Below are 18,263 nucleotides of genomic sequence, written 5' to 3'. Positions count from 1 at the left end.
CTCGGCCCCGATGCTCGCTGACGCACCCACGTCGTTCGCCTCCCCGGCCGATGACCAGATGTATGCGAACCAGGCACACCACCAGCATCAGTCGACTCATCGGCCTGCGGTAGCCGCCGTGTTCTATGCAGCCATAGAGCGCTTCTATGGCCATCGGCCTCGAACCCGAGCCCTTCGGCCAGGGCCGGACATCGGCCTCGCCGACTCCGCACATACGCCGCCGATGACCACGCACACCGTGCGCAGCGCGGCCGAGCACCATGGCCGGCGCGGATCCGCGCTGCCCACCGCACAGGCGGAAGGAGAACCCTGTTCGGACAGTGCGTCATGGTCGAGGGCGACGGCGTCCAGGGCGACGGCGTCCCGGACGGCCTCGCCTCCGACCCCGGGGCCACCGTTGATCGCCTTGGCTTCGGATCGGTGGCCGGCCGAGGTCGCGCGACCGGTTCCGCGGCCTTCTGATCTCGCCAGGTGGGGCTGGGACATTGGTCCTGTCGACCATGGGCGAAGGCCCCTGGAAGGCGTACTCGGCCCGTTGGACGATCCTCGTTCGGCAGTGGTCCCGGCTTCAGGTCCGGGACACCTGTTTCCCTTCGGACGGCTTCCAAAAAATCAGGATGGACACGATGCACGACAACACACTCGCGGTCCTCGGTGTGAGCGCGAGCGAGGAGGCGGTGTACCGGGCGACGCTGCGGTCGCCAGGGCTCGGAATCGCCGAGATCGCCATAGGTTGCGGGATCGACCCGAAGGAGGCCGAGGCTCTGCTCGCCAGACTTCGGGACCTCGGCCTGGTGAACAGCGCCGACCAGCGGACGTTCAGTGGCGCGGACCCGGTATCCGTCGTCGAACGGCTCTCGCGGATGCGGATCAAGGGCCTCCAGGGCGAGATCCGGCAGATCGCCTCGTCGCACCACCTGACGGAGAGCCTGCTGCACGACCAGTTGAACAGGCAGTCCGAGCCGGTCACCCGGCTCCAGTACCTCACGGGCCTCGCCCAGGTCGTCGCCTGCGTGGACGAGCTGTCCTTCTTCGCCAGAGAGGAGCGGCTGACCACGTACCCGGGACCGATCCTCGCCGCGGCCCTCGACGATGTCCGGCGTCGCGATCTGACGTACGCGCGCCGGCTGCGAATGCGAACCATCGTGCACACCAGCGCCCTCGGAACCCCGGAAGTCGGCCGCTTCGCGGCGGAACTGTCGGAGCGGGGGGCCCAGGTGCGGGGCACCACCGAGCCACTCGATCGGATGGTGATCTTCGACCGGCGAACCGCCCTCGTGGCGATGGACCCGGCGGACATCACCCGAGGCGCCCTGCTCGTCCGCGCACCCGGCCTGGTGTCGAACCTGGTGACGCTCTTCGAATGCCGCTGGTCACGTTCCCACTGGCTCGAGGACGATCTGCCAAGTGCGACCGAGCGCCGTGTCCTCGACGCCATGGCACGGGTCGACAAGGACGCCACGGGCGCCCGGGAACTCGGCATGTCCCTGAGGACCTACCGCCGCCACGTTGCCGCACTCATGCACCGGCTGGAAGCACCGAACCGCTTCCGGGCCGCACTGGCCGCCCGTGAACGACAGTGGTTCTGACCTTGCCTCAGCACCGATCCCGATCACATTCGGCGGGTCTGTCCCCCGCTTTCCCGTCACGAAGGTCAACCGGAGCGCAAGCGACAACGGGCCACCATTCAGTGTCTCGGGACGCTGGACCGTCCCGCCCATGACGCAGCAGGCAGCCCGGTGTTGACTCGGACCCGTCCGTCTCGCTGGTCCCTGGACGTCGCATGACGGAACAGTCGGGCTGGTGCACAAACGGCGTCTGATCGAACCAACAGCGAGACGTCGACGGCCGGCACGATCTGCCCAGCGTGGGCCCGGCAGTGCCGCCGAGACACCGGACAGTCGAGACCGTGGCCCCCGCCCGCGCCAGAATCGGCTCCAGCGATCCGGTTTCGTTCGTGACCTTCAGGACAGTGCCGAGGCTCGCGGGCCCGGCCCGCGGCTGCAGGAACCTGCGGGAGATCGATCGGACGTTGCAGGAAGTGCCCCCGGAGGGCGAACCCTTCCGACTCGAACGACGGATAGGTTTTCTCTGGCGACCCACTCCACCCTCGGAAATCCGGGTGGGCATAGTCGACCTTCTCCGGGGCTGGCTTTGGATTCTCCGGGTCATCGGGTGGGGGCTGCGACGTGGAAAGGCCCGGTCCCTGGGACCTCCTTGACGAGTTCTCAGGTCTTCGTCGTGCCTGGGTTCAGTGTCGACCGGTTCCGGGCCCGACTTTGTCAGGGCGTATACAAATTTCGAGATGTGAGGTGCTGTTATGGCGACGTGGGCACGAGCAGTTGTGGCGGGAGCGACGGCGGCGGCGTCACAGGCCTCGGGGGCTGGAACTTCCGCGACCAGGTCTCCTCCTGGGTCAACAACTCCACCTACACGATCGAGGTCGGCGACTACATCGTCGCCCCGAAGTTCTACCGGTTGTGGACCGAGAAGCCCCGGCAGGCCATGGGGTACGTCGGCGACCAGGCCAACGACCGTGCGGACTTTCTCCGGATGATCTGACCATGGCCCACACTTCCGGCGTGGCCCCCGGTTCCTCCCGGACGGGGGAGGGTCTGAAGCTGTGGCACTTTGCCCTGCTCGGCATTTGTTCCCTGCTCCTGGCCCATCTGGGACCACTTGCCCGCCCGGCCTCACCCTGGTACCCGCTGTGGGCACTGCTCGCCGCCCTCGCAGGCCGGGGCCGCGGCGCGATCGACGCCGCGGGCCACGGCGCGGCGCACTTGGCAACCGCCTCAGGGTGCTTCCTCGTCCCGGGTGCCCTGTCCGGCCAGATCACCCAGAGCCTCACGGCCCTGGCCTGGCTGACCGCGCTGGCCGCCGCCAGCGGGGCCGTGGCAGCGACGATCGGCAGTCTCGCGAACACCCCGTTCCGCGTCGCGGCCGCCCATGCTGCGGCGAACGCGGCCTTCCTGGCCACACCCGCCCTGTGGTGGAACCGGCAGCCCTTTCCCGTCGCCCTGGTGCTGGCCTGCGCGGCCACCGCCCTGCTCCAGGCAGGCCGACCGCCTCACCGACGGCTTCTGGCTGCCGCCCTCACCGGCCCGTTCACCGCAATCGCCGTCCTTCTCGTCCTCACCGCTCCGTCGCTGCTGACTCGTCTGCCCGTCATCTGAGCTGACGGCATCCCACGTCGAGCCCGCACCCCCGCGGGAGGCCCGCGTCAACTGCTGGTGGCGGTTCCGGCCAGGGGCGTGGTCGAGGACGGGGCCGACGGCCGGGTAGCGGTGAGGCCGGCCACGCTGGACGAGCCGCCCCCGCCACAGGCTTCGTACTGGCGATCTGCGCACTCCTGCACGGGGGTATGCCGCCCGCAGCCACTGGCACCCGGTAAGCCCGCCGGGCGGCCCCTGGCTCACGACCGTGAGCCATAGGTCGAATCTATGCCGTGATCGGCAGCCGGCCCCTACCGGCGCGCAGCCGTACGGCGAAGGGTGGGAATGGATCGGCGTGGTCAGGCCGGACGGATCAGGGCCAGTCAGTCCCTGACGCTCATACGAATGAAAGAAGGAACAAGTGAACCTGAAGCATGCGACCGTCCGCGCCCCGCGGAACCTCCGGTCGAGCCGGACACACCGGCAGGGCGGGCTGCGCGCGGCAACCGTGGTGCTCGCGACGGCCGTGGTGACGGGCAGCGGGCTCGCGACGGCACCTGCGGCCACGGCGGACAACGTCCTCGCCGGCGACGGTGTGAGCGGCACCCTGTACGACGGGGTGCTGCACGGCGGCCTCATCAAGGTCCAGGGCTACGACAAGCGCCAGAGGGGCGGCGTGTTCGAGCTGCTGACCGATGACGGCGGCAGCCTTCTCACCTACTGCATCGATCTCCCGACCCCCGTCGTACAAGACGCGTTGTACCAGGAGGTCAACTGGTCCGACACACCCACGTTGAAGAACAACGGCGACGCGGGGAAGGTCAACTGGGTCCTCCAGCACGCGTACCCGAAGATCTCCAAGCAGGATCTCGGTGAGCTCGTCCACAGCGAACTCTCCGACGACGATGCGGCCTCCGCCACCCAGGCCGCCATCTGGCACTTCTCGGACCACGTCGCGGCAACTCCGGTTCCCCCGGGCGCAGCCAAGCTCACCGAGTACCTGGTGTCCCACGCCGAGGACGTCAAGGAACCGAGCCCCTCGCTCACCCTCGGCCAGGCGGAGGTCGCCGGCGAGAGCGGAACGGTGCTCGGCCCGATCAAGATCACCTCGGCCAGCGGCGACGTCGCCGCCGTCCTCGACACCGCAGCCGTCGCGGCCGGTGTCGCTCTGACCGACCGGGCCGGCACCGTCGTCTCCGACAGCGACGGCAAACTCACCAGCCCCGCCGCCGGCGGCGACTCGCTCTACGTCAAAGCCCCGGCCGACGCCCGACCGGGTAGCACGACCATCACTGCGACCACCTCGCTCAAGGTCCCGGTGGGCCGGGCCTCCACCAGTCCGGGCAGCCAGTCCCTGATCATCGCCGGCAGCACGACCGTCAGCGCCACCGCCCACGCCAAGGCCAGTTGGACCGCGCCCACCGCATCGCCGTCGCCCTCCGCCACAGCGAGCGCCTCGGCGAGCCAGCCTCCGAAGCCGAGCCCGAGCCCAACCGCGACCACCAGCGCCTCCGCGAGCCCGAGCCCGACCACCGCCCCCACCGCCTCCGCGAGCCCGAGCCATCCGGCCACCGCGGGCCCCACCGCCTCCGCGAGCCCGACTTCGACCCAACCCGCAGCTCCGGATAGCACACCCACGGACCACGCCACGGGCTCAGGACTCGCCGCCACCGGTGTCAGCAGCCCGGCCCCGCTGATAGCCGGCATTGCCGCCGCACTGCTCCTGGTCGGCGGCGGCACCATCTTCACGACCCGCCGACGCGCCACGGTCCGCACTCGGCACGACAAGAAGTGATCTCAGTTACTCACTGGATGCCCAGCGTCACTGATCACGGAGGTTGAGTCAGAGCCCGCTCCGACCTGCCCGGCCAGGCGGTGGAGGACTTCGGCGGCGTCCTCGATCTGAGGTACTGCCGCCAGCCGACGCCCTGCAGCGGCCCTGACGCTCCATGAGGGAGAGTCCGCAGCAACGAGCGAATCGATCGGCTCTCGATCCTGGAAGCCTTTCATGCCACCAGCGCGCCAGGAGAGGTCTCGACTGCGCAGGACTCTTCCTCGACCAAGCCGCAGGTGAACGGGAACGCCTCCAAGAACTCCCGCCGGCTGGGCACGGGCTCCACTTCGTCGTCGCAGCTGTCGAGGAACCAGACGCTGTCGACGACCATCCCGGCAAGGACAGGTACCAGCGGGTCTATGTCTGCCATGGGGAGAACCCAGCTCAGGCTGGGCCGCGTCGGGATCGACGACGTCAGCGGCAGATCTCCGAACACCCGGAGAACACACCGACGTGGCGGAACCGGGGAACGTGGTGTCCGAACCCTTCGCCTTCGTTGTCGATCAGGCCGAGGCCGGGGCCCTGCGACTCGTACCGCGCCGCGGTGAGCACGTGGGCGTGTTTGCCGGTGGAGACGTGGTCCTGGGCGCCGGTGAGGCCGGTTTCCGAGAGGGGTCCGGGCGGTGGACGGTCGACGAGGTGGGCAACCAGTCGACTGGCTACTGCCCGGACGTCAGCTTGTGGCCGGCCGTCGCCGGCGCCCTGGACCAGGCCGGGGTCGTTCGCCCGTCCGGCTTCACGCACGAGGTGGTGTTCCGCCGCTGCCCGTCCTGCTGGCAGCTCATCATCGTGCGCGAGCAGGACTTCGTCCGCGTCTTCTGCGACGAGGGCCTACCGGAAGGGTGGAACGCCGACCGGCCCGGACCCTAGATGAAACAGCGTGTGAACGTGGTGCGGGACGGGGACGCGAAGGCCGGAGGTGGCGAGGTACCGTCAGTCGTCTTCCTGGTCGGTCGCGGGCTCGGTGAGGCCCTTGCGGCAATGACCGTGGCCGGGGTGCTTGTGGCAGTAGGAGTCCTTCTTCTCCCCCACGGTGATGGTGGCCTTGGCGGGTTCGCTGACGATCGGGTTCCCGTGCGGGTCGGTGGCCGCCGCGAACGCCACGTTGGTGATGTCGCAGCCCTTCTCGGCACCGCCGCGGTGGTGGGTGGCCTTGCAGGCTTCGATGTCGGCCAGGGTGATCGTGTAGGTGCCGTGGCAGGTGGTGCTGGCGCCGGGCGTCAGCGTGGTCGCCTCGCAGCTGACGCTGGCGATGCGGTCGTCGTTGACGAGCACGCCGTGCAGGTCGGTGCTGCCGGTGTTGGTGACCGTGTAGGAGTACTCCACCGTGTCGCCGACGGCGTAGGGGCCGTGCGAGAGGACCCGCTTCTTCAGGGTGAGGTGCGGCTCCCCGATCGGCAGCGTCAGCTGGGTTTGCGGGGACGTGACCGGCCGCTCGTTCGCCGTACCGGTGGCGGTGGCGGTGTTGGTGACGGAACCGGCCGTAGCGTCATTCTCGGTGATCGTGTACGTGCCGTGGCAGGTGGTGCGGTCGCCCGGGCTCTCCGCCGGGGCGAGCGTGGTCGAGGCGCAGGTGATGTCGGTGACGTGGTCGTCGGTCACGTGGACGCCGGTCAGCTCGGCGCCCCCGGTGTTCTGGACGATGTAGCGGAAGGTGACCGTCTGCCCGACCGCGTAGGGGCCCGGCGTCTGCACCTGCTTCTCGATGGCGAGGCCGGGCGGCCGCTCGATCGGCACGCTCTGCGAGGACGGCGGCGAGGAGACCGACTGACCGCCCGAAGTGCCTTTCGCGGTGGCCGTGTTGTCGATGGAACCGTGGGTCACGTCGGCGGCGGTGACGGTGTAGGTGGCGGTGCAGGTGACCGTATGACCGCTCGCCAGCGTCGTCGTGGGACACGACACCGGGCCGACCTTCGGGTCGCTGACGGCGAGGCCGGTGATGTCCGTGGCACCGGAGTTGGTGACGACGAAGTCGTACGGTACTCGTGTCCCGGCCACCAGGTCACCGGGCAGCGGCTGCCGGACCTGCTTGACGAGGTTCAACTGCGGCAGCGGCTGGTTGCTGCTCACCACCACGTTGCGGATGAGGTGCACGTCGGTGAACAGGCCGGTGGAGGCCGCGAACCCGAACTTGTAGGTGGCGGGCACCGGTTGCGGAGCGGGCGTGCTGAGCACCTGGTGGGAGCCGGTGCCGTCGTTGAAGTCGACCGACACGGTGAGCACCGGGTCGGGCGTCGGGGTGAGCTCGACGTGGACCCGGCGGCGCGAGGGTTCGAGCGCGGTCTCGGCCTGGACGGGGGTGGCCCCCGGGGGCAGCGTGGTGAGCGGCCCTTGCAGGGTGCCCGGGAGCGTCGACGGCCAGGGCGCGGTGGTGCTGAAGTTGCTGGTGGTGGCAGTCAGGAAGCAGTAGCCCTCGGTCCCGTCGCCCGGGCCGCGCACCGTGACCATGTTGGCCCCGGGGCCGGGGATGCGGAACGCCGTCCCGGCGGGCGAGCGGGTGGGGCAGCCGTTGCCGCGGTGCTCCCAGTCGCCGAAGTAGTTCCCGAGGACATCGAGCCCCACGCCCAGGTAGCCGCGGTCCACGCCGGGCAGGAAGGTGGCGGTGGGGTCGTCGTCGGGAAGCTTCTGCGCGTACCCGAGGCTGCCGCCGAAGGCGCCGGGGTGGGTCAGTGCGCCGTCGCCGTTCACCAGGAAGAACGAGATGCCGTCAGCGGGGTTGGCCGGGGTCGTGCTCCCGTACTGCCACTGGTCGAAGGTGACATCGAGGCCCTGGTTGGCGGGCAGCGCGTGGTTGTAGAGGACCGCGCCGGCCTGGTCGTTGGACGCGTCCGTCAGCCGCAGATAGCCGTGCGGCGCGCCGTCGGGGGGCGGCACCGGGCCCACGCCGCCAGGGCAGCCGCCCAGCGGATGGTCCCCGGGGCCGGGCGCGGCGGCAGCCAACGCGCCGGTGAGACAGGCCGACCCCACGCCGGTGAACTCCGGGGCGGCCGCCTGGGTGAACGTCTCGCTGACCAGGGGCGAGCCGCCGGCCCGAGGCAGGGACTCGGCTCCGATTTCCAGGCACAAGGGCATTCCGGCGCCCACGATCAGGGCCAGGGCCCCTGCGGCGAGCCGGGCCGTCCGGACGCGCCGCGGGCGCTGTCCAGGAGGGGCTGAGTGCTGTTCATACGTCATATCCCCACATATAGCAGTCACTCTGAGTATTCAAGGTGAAGACAGGCTGTTACGGAATTGCCCTTCGGCGACTTCACTGGTGCCGCGGGGCGCCCGCGCGGGCGCTGGGGCCCGCCCCGGCCACGGGGGATCCGGGCCCGCTATCGCACGACAAGAATCTCCGGCATCGGCAGGCACCACTCGCCCCGCATCCCGATGAGGATCTGACGGGCCAGTTTCCGGGCTTCGATCCACCCTGGATCGACCGTCAGAGCCTCCCTGTTCCACCGGTCCGAGTTCTCCCGGCCGCTCATCCCGGCGAAGATCGCATCGATCGCTCGAAGGTCTCGTAGTACCTCACCGCTGAGATCCCCGTCCTCGACCAGGCCCTCGGCCATGCGGAAGGCATGGTCGAAGTCCAGGGCGACCTCATCCGTCAGGACACCGCGCTCGTCCACCCAGGTCAGCTGAGCCGAGGGATCGGCCGCCAGCACGGTCAGCGCCTCGACAAGCAGCCGTCCACGGAAAGAAGCATCAGGGACTCTCACCAGGGAATCGTGGCACGGCCCAGCGCCACTGGACATCCATCTCGTCGACACCGCGTGCCCCGACCAGAATCTCCCGCGTGACTCAGGAGAAGCTCGACGCACTCTCGCAAATGACGGACGAGTGCGCGACCACGTTCGACACACACGTACGCGACGTGGCCGCGCCGGCCGCCGAGATCGAAGCCCAGATCGTTGCACGAGGCCGGACTATGAGCTGATGCCAGAAATGGAGCCGCTCACCGCCACCCCTCCTCCGGGCTTGGCGGTGAGAAACCCATGGCCGAGGGCCGTCACGGTCCACGCCGACCGTTCGTCATCGGCCGGCACCAGCAAACGCCAGCCGCCCGCGAACAGAACCGGCCTCGGGGATCAATGGAACCGTGGTTGGCGCTGAGATTGACCAAGGCTCCGGGGCCGATATCACGGGAGGGATCTTCTGCACAGGCGTTCGGGTGACGGCTAGCTGATCTTGTGTCAGCCCGGCTACCCTCCGCCCGTGCCGGTTGAGTTCTTAACCGATGAGCAGGCCGAGGCGTACGGACGGTTCGTGGAGGAGCCGACCCGCCCGGAGCTGGAGCGGTTCTTCTTCCTGGACGACGTCGACCGGGACCTGATCGCGCTGCGGCGCGCGCCGCACCACCAGCTCGGCTTCGCGGGTCCAGATGTGCACCGTCCGGTACGTCGGCCGGTTCCTGGTGGACGATCCGCTGGACGTGCCGTGGTCGGTGGTCGACCACCTGGCCGGGCAGCTGGGGATCGAGGACTCCTCGGTGGTGAAGCGGTACGCCGAGCGGTCGAAGACCGCGTACGAGCACGCCTGGGAGATCCGGGACGCCTACGGCTACCACCAGTTCGAGGACCCGCAGTAGGGCCGGAAGTTCCGCACCTTCCTGCACGGGCGGGCCTGGACGCACGCCGAGGGACCGGTGGCGCTGTTCAACCAGGCGGTGAGGTGGCTGCGGCGCAACCGCGTGCTGCTGCCCGGGGTGTCGGTGCTGGCCAAGCAGGTCGCCATGGTGCGCTCGGTTGCGGAGAAGCGGCTGTACGCCACGGCGGCCCGGGCCGCCCGGCGCGCGGACGGCTCGCTGCCCGGCGACCTGGTGGCACTCCTCGCGGTGCCGGAGGGTGCCCGGTTCTCCGAGCTGGAGCGATTGCGCCGGCCGCCGACCAGGACGACCGGCACCAGCATGGCCAAGGCGCTGGAGCGGGTGGAGGAGATCTCGGCGCTGCGGCTGGGGCGGGTGAGGGTGGACCTGGTACCGCCGAAGCGGCTGGCGACGCTGGCCCGGGTCGGGCTGGGGTCGGGCTGGGGTCGAAGGCGCCGATCCTGGAGCGCACCCCGCAGCCGCGCCGTACCGCACTGCTGACCTCGGTGGTGCGGCACCTGGAGGCCGTCGCGATCGACGACGCGCTGGACGTGTTCACCCATGAAACGCCACCCCGTCGGCATTCGGCGGGTCCGTGGCGGATCAATGCCCGTTGTGCCGCATCGCCTGCTCCCGAAGGGAACGGATGAGCGTCGTGATGCAGGGCCGGTTACGGCCGCTGATTGTAGCGACGCCGATGTGCCGGATTGGGCCCGGCGACTTGATCGGGACGGCGCTTAGGCCCGGGAGTTCGGGGGCGAGCGCGATGGAGGGGATCAGGGAGATTCCCATGCCTGCGGCAACGAGGGAGCGGGCGAAGAAGTAGTCGGTGGTGGTCCCGTGGATTTCCGGATCGAAGCCGGCTTGCTCAGCGTAGCGGCGCAGGTATGCCTCGGTTTTCAGGCAGCCGAGCACCCAGGGTTCGGCTGCCAGATCGGCGAGGTCGAGCGCGTCGCGGTCGGCGAGTCGGTGCCCTGGCGGCAGGACGACGTACAGGGGGTCTTCCAGGAGCGGCATCCACTCCAGGCTGGAGCCCGGGCCTGGTCCGACGGGGAGCGGGCCATCGAAGTGGTAGGCGAGGGCGAGGTCCACGGCGCCCTGCCGGACGAGAGGAAGGGTGTCCTCAGGTTCGCCCTCCCTGACATGGAGCACGGTGCGGGGATGGGCTGCCATGAGCTGGGTGAGGGCGGCGGGCAGCAGGAACTGGCCGCCGCTGGTGAAAGTGGCGACGGTGAGCTGGGTGCGGCCAGTGCTGAGCTCGGTGATCTGCTGTTGAGCATGTTCGAGCTCCGCGGCGACGGATTCGGCGGCGCCGACCATGATCTGGCCGACCCGGGTGAGGGTGACGCCTCGGGTACTGCGCGCGACGACCTGGGCACCGAGGCTGCGTTCCAGGGCAGCTACCTGCTGGGAGACGGCCGAGGGGGTGAGGCGGAGAGCCGCGGCCGCCCGGTTGAAGCTGCCGTGCTCCGCCACCGTCAGCAGGACCTGGAGCCGCTGCACATCAATCAACAGTTTTCCTTAACATGAACCAAGTAAGCTAGGCCTTCTGCTAATGACGATAGGTCTCCAGGATGGGGACATGCAAAAGATCTGCGTCATCGGCGGAAGCCGGTACTTCGGAAAGCTCCTGGTGGAGCGCCTACGGGCGGCGGGCCACCAGGTCACCGTGATCAACCGCGGCTCCACTCCGCCGCCTGCCGGCGTCGATCACCTGGTCGTCGACCGCAACGACGAGGCAGCCCTGACCGCCGAGCTCGACGACCGCGCCTTCGATGTCGTGGTGGACCAGGTCTGCTACACCCCGGTGCAGGCCGACATCGCCGCCCGGGCCTTTGCCGGCCGCACCCGTCGTTACCTCATGACCTCCACGATCGAGGTCTACGACCCCGCGACCGCCGCCCTACCGGCCGTGCCTGCGGGGACGCCCGTGTCGGAGGAGAGCGTGGACCCGGCCACCTGGCAGGTGGCCATGGGCCTTCCTTGGCACGACGACGCCTTCCTGGAGGCGCACTACGCCGAGGGCAAGCGGCAGGCCGAGGCCGTCTTCGCCCACGCCGGCGGCTTCGCCTTCGCCGCTGTCCGTAGCGCCCATGTGCTCGGCGGCGGCGCGCAGGAGTTTACCGGCCGGCTCGCGTACTACACCGAGCGCATCACCCAGGGCGAAGAGATCACTGTGCACGCGAACGCGCTGCCCACGGTCTTCATCCACTACGAGGAGCTGGCCAACCTGCTGCTGTGGGCGGCCACAGCCGACTTCACCGGTGCGGTCAACGCCTGCTCCGACGGCCCGCTCGATGTACATGGCCTCGCTGAGATCGTCGCCACGCAGGTGGGCCGGACGCCCGTCTACCGGACCGTCCCGGCAGGCGAGAAGGCTTCACCGTTCTCCTTCGACCGCCACTACGCCACGAGTAACGCCCGCGCGAAAAAGCTGGGCTTCTCCTTCTCCCGCATCACCGACTGGCTGCCCGGCGCCATCGCCCAAGCCCTCACCACCGAACCGTCCACCAGCTGAAGAACAGGGCCACCATGCAGTACCGCACCATCGCCCATACTGCCGTCAGCGCCATCGGCCTGGGTGCCATGCCGCTGTCCATCGAGCACCGCCCGGACGAGGCGCGGGCCATCGCCACCGTGCACGCCGCCCTCGACGCCGGTGTCACCCTTGTCGACACCGCCGACAGCTACCACTGGCACGCCGGCGAGGCGGGCCACAACGAGCTGCTGATCGCCCGCGCCCTGTCCCGCTACGGTGGCGACACCTCCCAAATCCTGGTGGCTACCAAGGGCGGCCGCGGCCGCCCCGGCGACGGCAGTTGGACCGTCACCGGCACCCCCGCCCACCTCAAGCAAGCCGCTGAAGCCTCCGCCAAGCGCCTGGGCGTCGACGCGATCGGCCTGTACCAGCTGCACAAGCCAGACCCGGCCGTGCCCTGGGCGGAATCCGTCGGCGCGCTGCGCGAGCTTCTCGATGCCGGCACCATCCGCGCCGCCGGCATCTCCAACGTCAGCGCCGCCCAGATCCGCCAGGCACATCAGATCCTCGGCGACGGGCTCGCCTCCGTGCAGAACCAGTACTCGCCCGGCGTCCGCGACAGCGAGCCCGAGCTGCGGCTGAGTGAACAGCTGGGGCTCGCTTTCCTGCCCTGGAGCCCACTCGGCGGAATCTCCCGCAGTTCCCTCGACGGCCCCTCCGGACCCACCTCCATCGGCACCGCCTTCCACCGCATCGCCGCCGAACGCGGCGTCAGCCCACAGCAGATCGCCCTGGCCTGGCTGCTCGCCCACTCCCCGGCGATGATCCCGGTACCGGGAGCCAGCCGCCCTGCCTCCATTACCGACTCCGCCAGGGCTGTAGAACTCAGGCTGAACACGCGGGAACTGGTGGAACTTGAGGACGTTCTGCCGGGCTGAGGTCACAGGTCGATTGCCGACCTCGGCCACGTCCGGCTGTGCGCTGCGGCCCGCCACTGCCCCGGCACCATTGCCGAGGAGCCCAGGTCGAGGCGCTTGTCCATGTCCAGGCGGAAGGTGCCGTACAGGGTTCACGTGCGTCCAGAACAGCGGGGACAGATCCCGGCGGTCGGCCCACTTCGACTCGGCCAGTACCTGCTGGATCAGCAGGGTGTTGACGTGGTAGCACGGGCGACCAGCAGCCCTACGGCTTGGCACACCTTGATCAATCTCAGCACCAACCACGGTTCCATTGATCCCCGAGGCCGAGAACGCGGAGAATTCCCTGATCGGAGACGTCGACCTCGGCAACGACCTGACGCAACAGCTCGGTCGCCTTGCCGAGGTTCGTCTGCGGCCATGCCGCAAGCCCGTATGCGCGCTCGTCAGCCACGAGCTCCGCCCACGAGCACAGCATGATCTCGTTCTACCCGACGCGGAGCCTCAGCCGGTCATCGATGACGAGTTCTCCCACGCCCAGCCCACGGAACGCGGGCACTCGCCAACCGCCATCCACGCGCACCATGCCCTGACTCATGCCGACACCGTATCGGTCAGCTGGTCGCAGCAGCCGCGGTCACGGACCGGGGGCGGTGGCCCGAGCCGTGAACTCGGTGTCAACCGTCAGCGGCCGGCGCAGTGCGGCGGCGGTGCCGTCCTGCCGGACGATGCCGAGCGGCAGGTGGCCCGGGGCGCACAGGCTGCTCGGGCAGGTCGCCCCGGCTCGGGGCGGATCGGGGCTCCGTGACGGGTGCGTCCGTCCAGGTGGCCTCCCGTGCCGCCACCGCCTCTTCGTTCACGTGCGGCAATAGGTTGCTGGGCGACGCGCTGGACCGTTTCCGGAGGACACCGATAGCCATCCCCGCCCTGGACCACTCGACGACCCGCTACTCCCTCCCCCACGCCTACTGGATGGCCCAGGCCGCCGGACTGGCCAAGCTGGACCGCCCCGGCATCGAGGCCAAGGCCCACGCATGGGGCTTCGACGAGGTACGCCACTTCGAGTCGACGCACCAGATGCCGTTCCTGATCGAGGACACCCAGGCCTACACCATGGCCAGCGACCGCATGATCGTCACCGGCTTCCGGGGCACCGAGGTCCTGAAGATCTACGACTGGCTCACCGACGTCAGCACCCCGCCCGTCCCCGGACCGGCGGACAAGGGCTTCGTCCACTACGGCTTCCACCAGGCCCTGCAGTCCGTCTACCCCGACATCCGCAACGCCATCCAGGAACTGCGCACCGACGGGCAGAGCGTCTGGTTCACCGGCCACAGCCTCGGCGGCGCCCTCGCCATGCTGGCCGGAGCCCGCTGGTACTTCGAGGCGCCTCGCCAACTCCCCGACGGCGTCTACACCTTCGGCCAGCCCCGCACCTGTGAACGCCTTCTCTCCGGCGCCTACAACGCGGCCTTCAGGGACCGCTGCTACCGCTTCGTCAACAACAACGACATCGTCCCCCAGCTCCCGCCCGAGCCGGCCTTCAGCCACGTCGACGCGCTCCGCTACTTCGACGCCGACGGGAAGCTCCACGAGGCCATGCCGCTCCTCGCCGGGCTGAAGGACCGGGCCAAGGGCTACCGCCAGGACATGTTCGCCCCCGAGACCGACGGCATCAAGGACCACCACCTGCCCAACTACCTCGCCGCGTTCGAGAAGAACCTCGCCGAGATGGGCTGAGCACAGGCGTCCCCGGCCCCGGGACCTGTCCGCGGCGCCCGGGGCGGGGCGGCCGGGCCCGCTGAGGGGATGCCGCCTTGGCCGGTAGACGTGGGCGAATCGCGAGGTCACCGGGCGAGTTCGGGTACCAGTTCGGCGGCTGCTTCGATGCGGTCGAGGACGTTCCGGGCGGAGTCCGACAACGGGTAGCGGACGGCGTCGGCGCGGGTGGCACGCGATCGGTCGGCGTCCGCGCGGGAGAGCGACGACAGCCGTCTGGCCAGCAGGTTCAGGGGGTGGTCGAGGTCGAGGACCACGGTGGAGTGCGTACCCCCGCCGCCCTCGTCTCCCCTGCCGCCGCCCCGCCCGCCGAAGAGCCTCGACATCGCCCAACCCCCCTTTCGGCTGCGCCGAATTGGCCTGCTGGAATTCTCCCTCAGTGATCATGAAACCGGTACCGGGCCGGAGGCATGCGGGGTGAGGACAAGGATTCCGTGTACAGCGCCGACGGAGGCGGGGGCGAGGGGTAGAGGCCGGTGGCGGGCGGCTACCCGGCGGCGCGGATCAGCCGGCCGACTCCTGCTCGGCCTCCACCTGGGCGTTCCACTCGCGCTTGGCCGCCCGCCAGGCCTCGTCGCTCTGACCGGCCCGCCAGTAGCCCGAGACCGACATCCGCTCGCGCGGGATGCCCCGTTCCAGGCGCAGCAGGCGCCGCAGTTCCTTCACGAAGCCGGCCTCGCCGTGCACGAACGCGGATGCCGTGCCGGCGGGGAACTCCAGCGCGCCCACCGCCTCGACCAGCGCCTCTCCCACCGGGCGGGCGCCGCGGTGCAGCCAGTTGATCTCGGCCCTGGCGGGCGAGACGATCTTCTGCTCCTCGGCGGCGTCCGCGACCTCGACGAAGGCGTGCACGACGGCGTCGGCCGGCATCCGTTCCAGCGCCGCGGCGATCGCGGGCAGCGCGCTCTCGTCGCCCGCCAGCAGGTGCCAGTCGGCGCTCGCGTCGGGGGCGTAGCCGCCGCCGGGGCCCAGGAAGCGCACCGTCTCGCCGGGCTGTGCGCGGGCCGCCCACGGCCCGGCCAGGCCCTCGTCACCGTGCACCACGAAGTCGATGGTCAGCTCGCGCAGGGCCGGGTCCCAGGCCCGCACGGTGTACGTCCGGGTGATCGGCCGCTGCTCCGGCGGGAACTCCTCGCGGATCCGCGCCATGTCGAAGGGCTCCGGGTAGCTCACGCCCTCGGGCGCGAAGAGCACCTTGACGTAGTGGTCGGTGAACTCGGTGGCGTCGAAGTCCTCCAACCCCGCACCGCCGAGGACCAGGCGCACCATGTGCGGCGTGATCCGCTCGGTGCGCAGCACCTGTGCTTCGCGGGCCTGCGGTGTCCGGCGGGTCGGTTGGTCTGCCATGGTGCCCCCCTGGGCTGTGTGGTCGCGCTTCCTGGTTAGGCTTGCCTAAGTTAGCACCCTTGAGGCGGTGCTCGGCCCAGGGACGCCAGCCGATCCCCATTCCGCCCACGGCATTCCGCCCACGCCCGGGAACGTGACGCGCTGGCAGCCCTGCCGCGGGTCGCGGACGCATCACCGTTCGGGCGCCGGCTAGGCGAGCTTGAGGAGCAGCTGGCTCAGTTCCCTCGGCATGGTGATCATGCAGTCGTGGCCGGTCGGCAGCTCCCAGACCTGCGCGGCGGAGCCGTTGGGTTGGATCGGGGGGACGGGGCGGCGGGTGACGCCCGGTGGCGTGGGCCCGACGTTGTGGATGTGGGTGCGCGGGATCGCGTCCGCGGCCGGGTTGTCCAGTCGCACGGTCTGCTGCAGGCAGCGCACCGTCTGGTCCGTGAGCGTCTCGCGCAGCCAGGCCACGTCCGCCGGGTCCGTGACGCCGAACAGGCCGAGGGGTGCGGGCAGTTCGGGCATCGGGGGGACGCGCCAGCCGCTCTCGGACTTCTCGGCGAGCTCGATCATCCGCCGCCCCACGGGTTGGACGTCGATCACGGACTCGCCGTCCTGCGGGACCAGGGCGTCGAGGTAGACGAGGTGTGCGATGCGCTCCGGGATCCGGTTGGCCACGGAGGAGATCACCAGCCCCGCGTAGCTGTGGCCGACGAGGACGACGTCGTCGAGGTCCTGCTCGGCGACCAGCCCGACCACGTCGTCGACGTGGGTGTCGAGCCCCACCTCCGGTCCGAGCAGGTGTGCCTTGTCCCCGCAGCCGGTCAGGGACGGCGCGAACACCCGGTGCCCGGACGCCTCCAGCAGCGGCACCACCCGCTCCCAGCAGCTTCCGCTGTGCCAACTGCCGTGTATCAGAAGGAATGTGGACATGAGTGAGCCCTTTCCTCTTTCGCACCCCGGTACTGTCCGGGCACGAAAGGCATGCTTACGCATGCGACGAGGCGCAGGCAACAGGGCACTTCTCGGCGCCCCGGAGCGGAGAGGCCTGACCCGGCCTCGGCTGGGTCCGGGATCGGTCCGGCGTCAGGGGTCAGGGGTCCGGGGTCCGGGGTCAGGAGTCAGGAGTCAAGGGTCAGGCCGACGTCAGGGGTCAAGCCGGCAGCACCCGCGGGCAGTTCAGACCGTGCCCGGCGGAACCAGCAACGCGTTGATCGCGGCGGTGCGGATCGTCGTGGCGACGCTGTCCGGGGCGAGGCCGCTGTTGAACTGCGGAATCGAGTTGATCATCGAGAAGACGGCGTGCGTCAGGACGCGGTTCTGGGCGTCCGAGAGATCGGGGCGGAGCCGCTCCACGAGGGCGCTCCACTCCTCGGCGTAGAGGCGCATCAGTCGCCGCATGCGGTGGCGTTCCTCTTCGGGCACGTTGTGTTCGTTCTTCAGGAACACGAGCGTGGAAGGAACGTTCTGGAGACTGCGGGTGACGTGGTAGTCGATCATCGCCTCCAGCGCCTGGCGCGGATCTCGCTCCTCGGTCACCGTCTTGCGCGCATTCGCCAGGAGATCGTTCAGCGGCTCCTCGAGTACGGCGATCAGCAACGCCTGCTTGCTCGGGAAGTGCCGGTAGAGCGCGGGACCGCTCACCCCGGCGCGCGCACCGATCATCTCGGTCGTGACCGCGTCGAAGGCGCGCTCGTGGAACAGCTCGCCGGCGACCTTGATGAGCTCCTGCCGGCGGGAGCCGCGCGGAGCCGTGGCACGAGGAGGGGATGAACTCGTCATGGGTGCAGTCTAGGCGAGTGGCCGGTAACGAGCCGTCGCGAACGCGGCCAGCAGCCCAGCCACCGCGCTCAGGTGGGAAAGTCCCAGGTGGGAGGACATTCCGCGCGGGTCGCCGAGCACTCCGCCGGGTGCGATGGCTTTGATGCCACCGGTTAATGCCCGGGCCGGCGGTTCGTCGTCCATGACTCCGGTGAAGCCCGCGGTGGCGCGGTCGCCGCGGGCGGGATCCGGCCGGATGGCGAGCATGATCGAACGTTCGGCGACGTCCGCGTGGCCGCCGACATGGTCGGCGAGTTCCGCGACGAGCCGGGCGCACCGCGCCAGGCGTCGAGGACCGCTGTCGGATCCGCGAACGCGATGACGTCCGGGCCGGCGGTCGGCGAGCTTCGACCCAATGTTAATCGCCCATAACTCACGTGCT

At 69.8% G+C, this 18,263-nt stretch carries 20 protein-coding genes and 1 pseudogene; 10 read left to right on the top strand and 11 right to left on the bottom strand.

Features of this window, described 5'->3' with window-relative positions; genetic code table 11:
- Positions 1–617 precede the first annotated feature (617 nt).
- From ACFVTF_RS05375 to ACFVTF_RS05360, 4 genes are all read left to right on the top strand, one after another.
- Positions 618–1,589, top strand: coding sequence for a helix-turn-helix transcriptional regulator (locus ACFVTF_RS05375; RefSeq protein ID WP_387809280.1), 972 nt, complete (start codon positions 618–620; stop codon positions 1,587–1,589).
- Positions 1,590–2,328: 739 nt separating this feature from the next.
- A complete protein-coding gene (locus tag ACFVTF_RS05370; RefSeq protein ID WP_387809277.1) occupies positions 2,329–2,562 on the top strand; it encodes a hypothetical protein in 234 nt (77 codons plus the stop codon).
- Positions 2,563–2,564: 2 nt separating this feature from the next.
- The gene (locus tag ACFVTF_RS05365) at positions 2,565–3,176 is read left to right on the top strand and encodes a hypothetical protein (protein ID WP_387809274.1); all 612 of its coding nucleotides are present in this window, start codon (positions 2,565–2,567) and stop codon (positions 3,174–3,176) included.
- Between the two features lie 400 nt (positions 3,177–3,576).
- Positions 3,577–4,950 (top strand): Cys-Gln thioester bond-forming surface protein, encoded by a 1,374-nt coding sequence (locus ACFVTF_RS05360; protein WP_387809271.1) that lies wholly within the window; start codon positions 3,577–3,579, stop codon positions 4,948–4,950.
- A 211-nt stretch (positions 4,951–5,161) separates the two neighbouring features.
- Here the strand turns inward: ACFVTF_RS05360 and ACFVTF_RS05355 are convergent, their stop codons facing one another.
- A complete protein-coding gene (locus ACFVTF_RS05355; RefSeq protein ID WP_387809268.1) occupies positions 5,162–5,359 on the bottom strand; it encodes a hypothetical protein in 198 nt (65 codons plus the stop codon).
- A 101-nt stretch (positions 5,360–5,460) separates the two neighbouring features.
- On the opposite strand from ACFVTF_RS05355, the gene ACFVTF_RS05350 reads away from it, so the two are divergent.
- Entirely contained in the window at positions 5,461–5,859 is a 399-nt protein-coding gene (locus tag ACFVTF_RS05350; protein ID WP_387809265.1) for a hypothetical protein, read from the top strand.
- Between the two features lie 63 nt (positions 5,860–5,922).
- Here ACFVTF_RS05350 and ACFVTF_RS05345 read toward each other — a convergent pair whose 3' ends face one another.
- Both ACFVTF_RS05345 and ACFVTF_RS05340 read right to left on the bottom strand, forming a co-directional pair.
- Positions 5,923–8,055: a hypothetical protein gene (locus ACFVTF_RS05345; RefSeq protein ID WP_387809263.1), complete on the bottom strand. Its 2,133-nt coding sequence runs from the start codon at positions 8,053–8,055 to the stop codon at positions 5,923–5,925.
- A 248-nt stretch (positions 8,056–8,303) separates the two neighbouring features.
- Positions 8,304–8,690, bottom strand: coding sequence for a hypothetical protein (locus ACFVTF_RS05340; RefSeq protein WP_387809260.1), 387 nt, complete (start codon positions 8,688–8,690; stop codon positions 8,304–8,306).
- Positions 8,691–8,767: 77 nt separating this feature from the next.
- Between ACFVTF_RS05340 and ACFVTF_RS05335 the strand changes: the two genes are divergently transcribed.
- Positions 8,768–8,908 (top strand): hypothetical protein, encoded by a 141-nt coding sequence (locus tag ACFVTF_RS05335; RefSeq protein WP_387809257.1) that lies wholly within the window; start codon positions 8,768–8,770, stop codon positions 8,906–8,908.
- On the opposite strand, the gene ACFVTF_RS05330 is transcribed toward ACFVTF_RS05335, so the two are convergent.
- Positions 8,898–9,044: a DUF6188 family protein gene (locus ACFVTF_RS05330; protein WP_387809601.1), complete on the bottom strand. Its 147-nt coding sequence runs from the start codon at positions 9,042–9,044 to the stop codon at positions 8,898–8,900. The two genes, ACFVTF_RS05335 and ACFVTF_RS05330, sit on opposite strands and share 11 nt — an antisense overlap.
- A 142-nt stretch (positions 9,045–9,186) precedes the next feature.
- On the opposite strand from ACFVTF_RS05330, the pseudogene ACFVTF_RS05325 reads away from it, so the two are divergent.
- Positions 9,187–10,113, top strand: a pseudogene (locus ACFVTF_RS05325) (DUF4158 domain-containing protein); the annotation flags it as partial.
- Positions 10,114–10,159: 46 nt separating this feature from the next.
- Here the strand turns inward: ACFVTF_RS05325 and ACFVTF_RS05320 are convergent.
- Positions 10,160–11,068, bottom strand: a complete 909-nt coding sequence (locus tag ACFVTF_RS05320; RefSeq protein WP_387809254.1) for a LysR family transcriptional regulator — start codon at positions 11,066–11,068, stop codon at positions 10,160–10,162.
- 70 nt (positions 11,069–11,138) lie between these two features.
- Between ACFVTF_RS05320 and ACFVTF_RS05315 the strand changes: the two genes are divergently transcribed.
- Together ACFVTF_RS05315 and ACFVTF_RS05310 are read left to right on the top strand one after the other, a co-directional pair.
- The gene (locus ACFVTF_RS05315) at positions 11,139–12,074 is read left to right on the top strand and encodes an NAD-dependent epimerase/dehydratase family protein (RefSeq protein WP_387809251.1); all 936 of its coding nucleotides are present in this window, start codon (positions 11,139–11,141) and stop codon (positions 12,072–12,074) included.
- A 14-nt stretch (positions 12,075–12,088) separates the two neighbouring features.
- Positions 12,089–12,973, top strand: coding sequence for an aldo/keto reductase (locus tag ACFVTF_RS05310; protein WP_387809248.1), 885 nt, complete (start codon positions 12,089–12,091; stop codon positions 12,971–12,973).
- A gap of 271 nt (positions 12,974–13,244) precedes the next feature.
- Here ACFVTF_RS05310 and ACFVTF_RS05305 read toward each other — a convergent pair whose 3' ends face one another.
- The gene (locus ACFVTF_RS05305; RefSeq protein ID WP_387809246.1) at positions 13,245–13,406 is read right to left on the bottom strand and encodes a hypothetical protein; all 162 of its coding nucleotides are present in this window, start codon (positions 13,404–13,406) and stop codon (positions 13,245–13,247) included.
- 518 nt (positions 13,407–13,924) lie between these two features.
- On the opposite strand from ACFVTF_RS05305, the gene ACFVTF_RS05300 reads away from it, so the two are divergent.
- Positions 13,925–14,692, top strand: a complete 768-nt coding sequence (locus ACFVTF_RS05300) for a lipase family protein (RefSeq protein ID WP_387809598.1) — start codon at positions 13,925–13,927, stop codon at positions 14,690–14,692.
- A gap of 107 nt (positions 14,693–14,799) precedes the next feature.
- Here ACFVTF_RS05300 and ACFVTF_RS05295 read toward each other — a convergent pair whose 3' ends face one another.
- The 5 genes from ACFVTF_RS05295 to ACFVTF_RS05275 all read right to left on the bottom strand — a co-directional run bounded on the left by ACFVTF_RS05295 (position 14,800) and on the right by ACFVTF_RS05275 (position 18,166).
- A complete protein-coding gene (locus ACFVTF_RS05295) occupies positions 14,800–15,057 on the bottom strand; it encodes a hypothetical protein (RefSeq protein ID WP_387809243.1) in 258 nt (85 codons plus the stop codon).
- Between the two features lie 178 nt (positions 15,058–15,235).
- Entirely contained in the window at positions 15,236–16,078 is an 843-nt protein-coding gene (locus tag ACFVTF_RS05290; RefSeq protein ID WP_387809241.1) for a siderophore-interacting protein, read from the bottom strand.
- A gap of 189 nt (positions 16,079–16,267) precedes the next feature.
- The gene (locus ACFVTF_RS05285; protein ID WP_387809238.1) at positions 16,268–16,993 is read right to left on the bottom strand and encodes an alpha/beta fold hydrolase; all 726 of its coding nucleotides are present in this window, start codon (positions 16,991–16,993) and stop codon (positions 16,268–16,270) included.
- Between the two features lie 246 nt (positions 16,994–17,239).
- Positions 17,240–17,842, bottom strand: coding sequence for a TetR/AcrR family transcriptional regulator (locus tag ACFVTF_RS05280; RefSeq protein WP_387809235.1), 603 nt, complete (start codon positions 17,840–17,842; stop codon positions 17,240–17,242).
- Positions 17,843–17,851: 9 nt separating this feature from the next.
- The gene (locus ACFVTF_RS05275) at positions 17,852–18,166 is read right to left on the bottom strand and encodes a creatininase family protein (RefSeq protein ID WP_387809595.1); all 315 of its coding nucleotides are present in this window, start codon (positions 18,164–18,166) and stop codon (positions 17,852–17,854) included.
- Between the last annotated feature and the right edge of the window lie 97 nt (positions 18,167–18,263).

The sequence above is a fragment of the Kitasatospora sp. NPDC057940 genome (assembly GCF_042887425.1).
Lineage (GTDB): Bacteria > Actinomycetota > Actinomycetes > Streptomycetales > Streptomycetaceae > Kitasatospora.
The sequence above is the reverse complement of the archived record's forward strand: the minus strand, read 5'-3'. Positions and strand labels throughout refer to the sequence as shown.

Bases quoted from the DNA above. Each gene is read 5' to 3' on its own strand.
- ACFVTF_RS05375 (WP_387809280.1), top strand. From the start codon at position 618: ATGGACACGATGCACGACAACACACTCGCGGTCCTCGGTGTGAGCGCG.
- ACFVTF_RS05365 (WP_387809274.1), top strand. From the start codon at position 2,565: ATGGCCCACACTTCCGGCGTGGCCCCCGGTTCCTCCCGGACGGGGGAG.
- ACFVTF_RS05355 (WP_387809268.1), bottom strand. From the start codon at position 5,359: ATGGCAGACATAGACCCGCTGGTACCTGTCCTTGCCGGGATGGTCGTC.
- ACFVTF_RS05315 (WP_387809251.1), top strand. From the start codon at position 11,139: ATGCAAAAGATCTGCGTCATCGGCGGAAGCCGGTACTTCGGAAAGCTC.
- ACFVTF_RS05310 (WP_387809248.1), top strand. From the start codon at position 12,089: ATGCAGTACCGCACCATCGCCCATACTGCCGTCAGCGCCATCGGCCTG.
- ACFVTF_RS05300 (WP_387809598.1), top strand. From the start codon at position 13,925: ATGGCCCAGGCCGCCGGACTGGCCAAGCTGGACCGCCCCGGCATCGAG.
- ACFVTF_RS05295 (WP_387809243.1), bottom strand. From the start codon at position 15,057: ATGTCGAGGCTCTTCGGCGGGCGGGGCGGCGGCAGGGGAGACGAGGGC.
- ACFVTF_RS05290 (WP_387809241.1), bottom strand. From the start codon at position 16,078: ATGGCAGACCAACCGACCCGCCGGACACCGCAGGCCCGCGAAGCACAG.
- ACFVTF_RS05285 (WP_387809238.1), bottom strand. From the start codon at position 16,993: ATGTCCACATTCCTTCTGATACACGGCAGTTGGCACAGCGGAAGCTGC.
- ACFVTF_RS05280 (WP_387809235.1), bottom strand. From the start codon at position 17,842: ATGACGAGTTCATCCCCTCCTCGTGCCACGGCTCCGCGCGGCTCCCGC.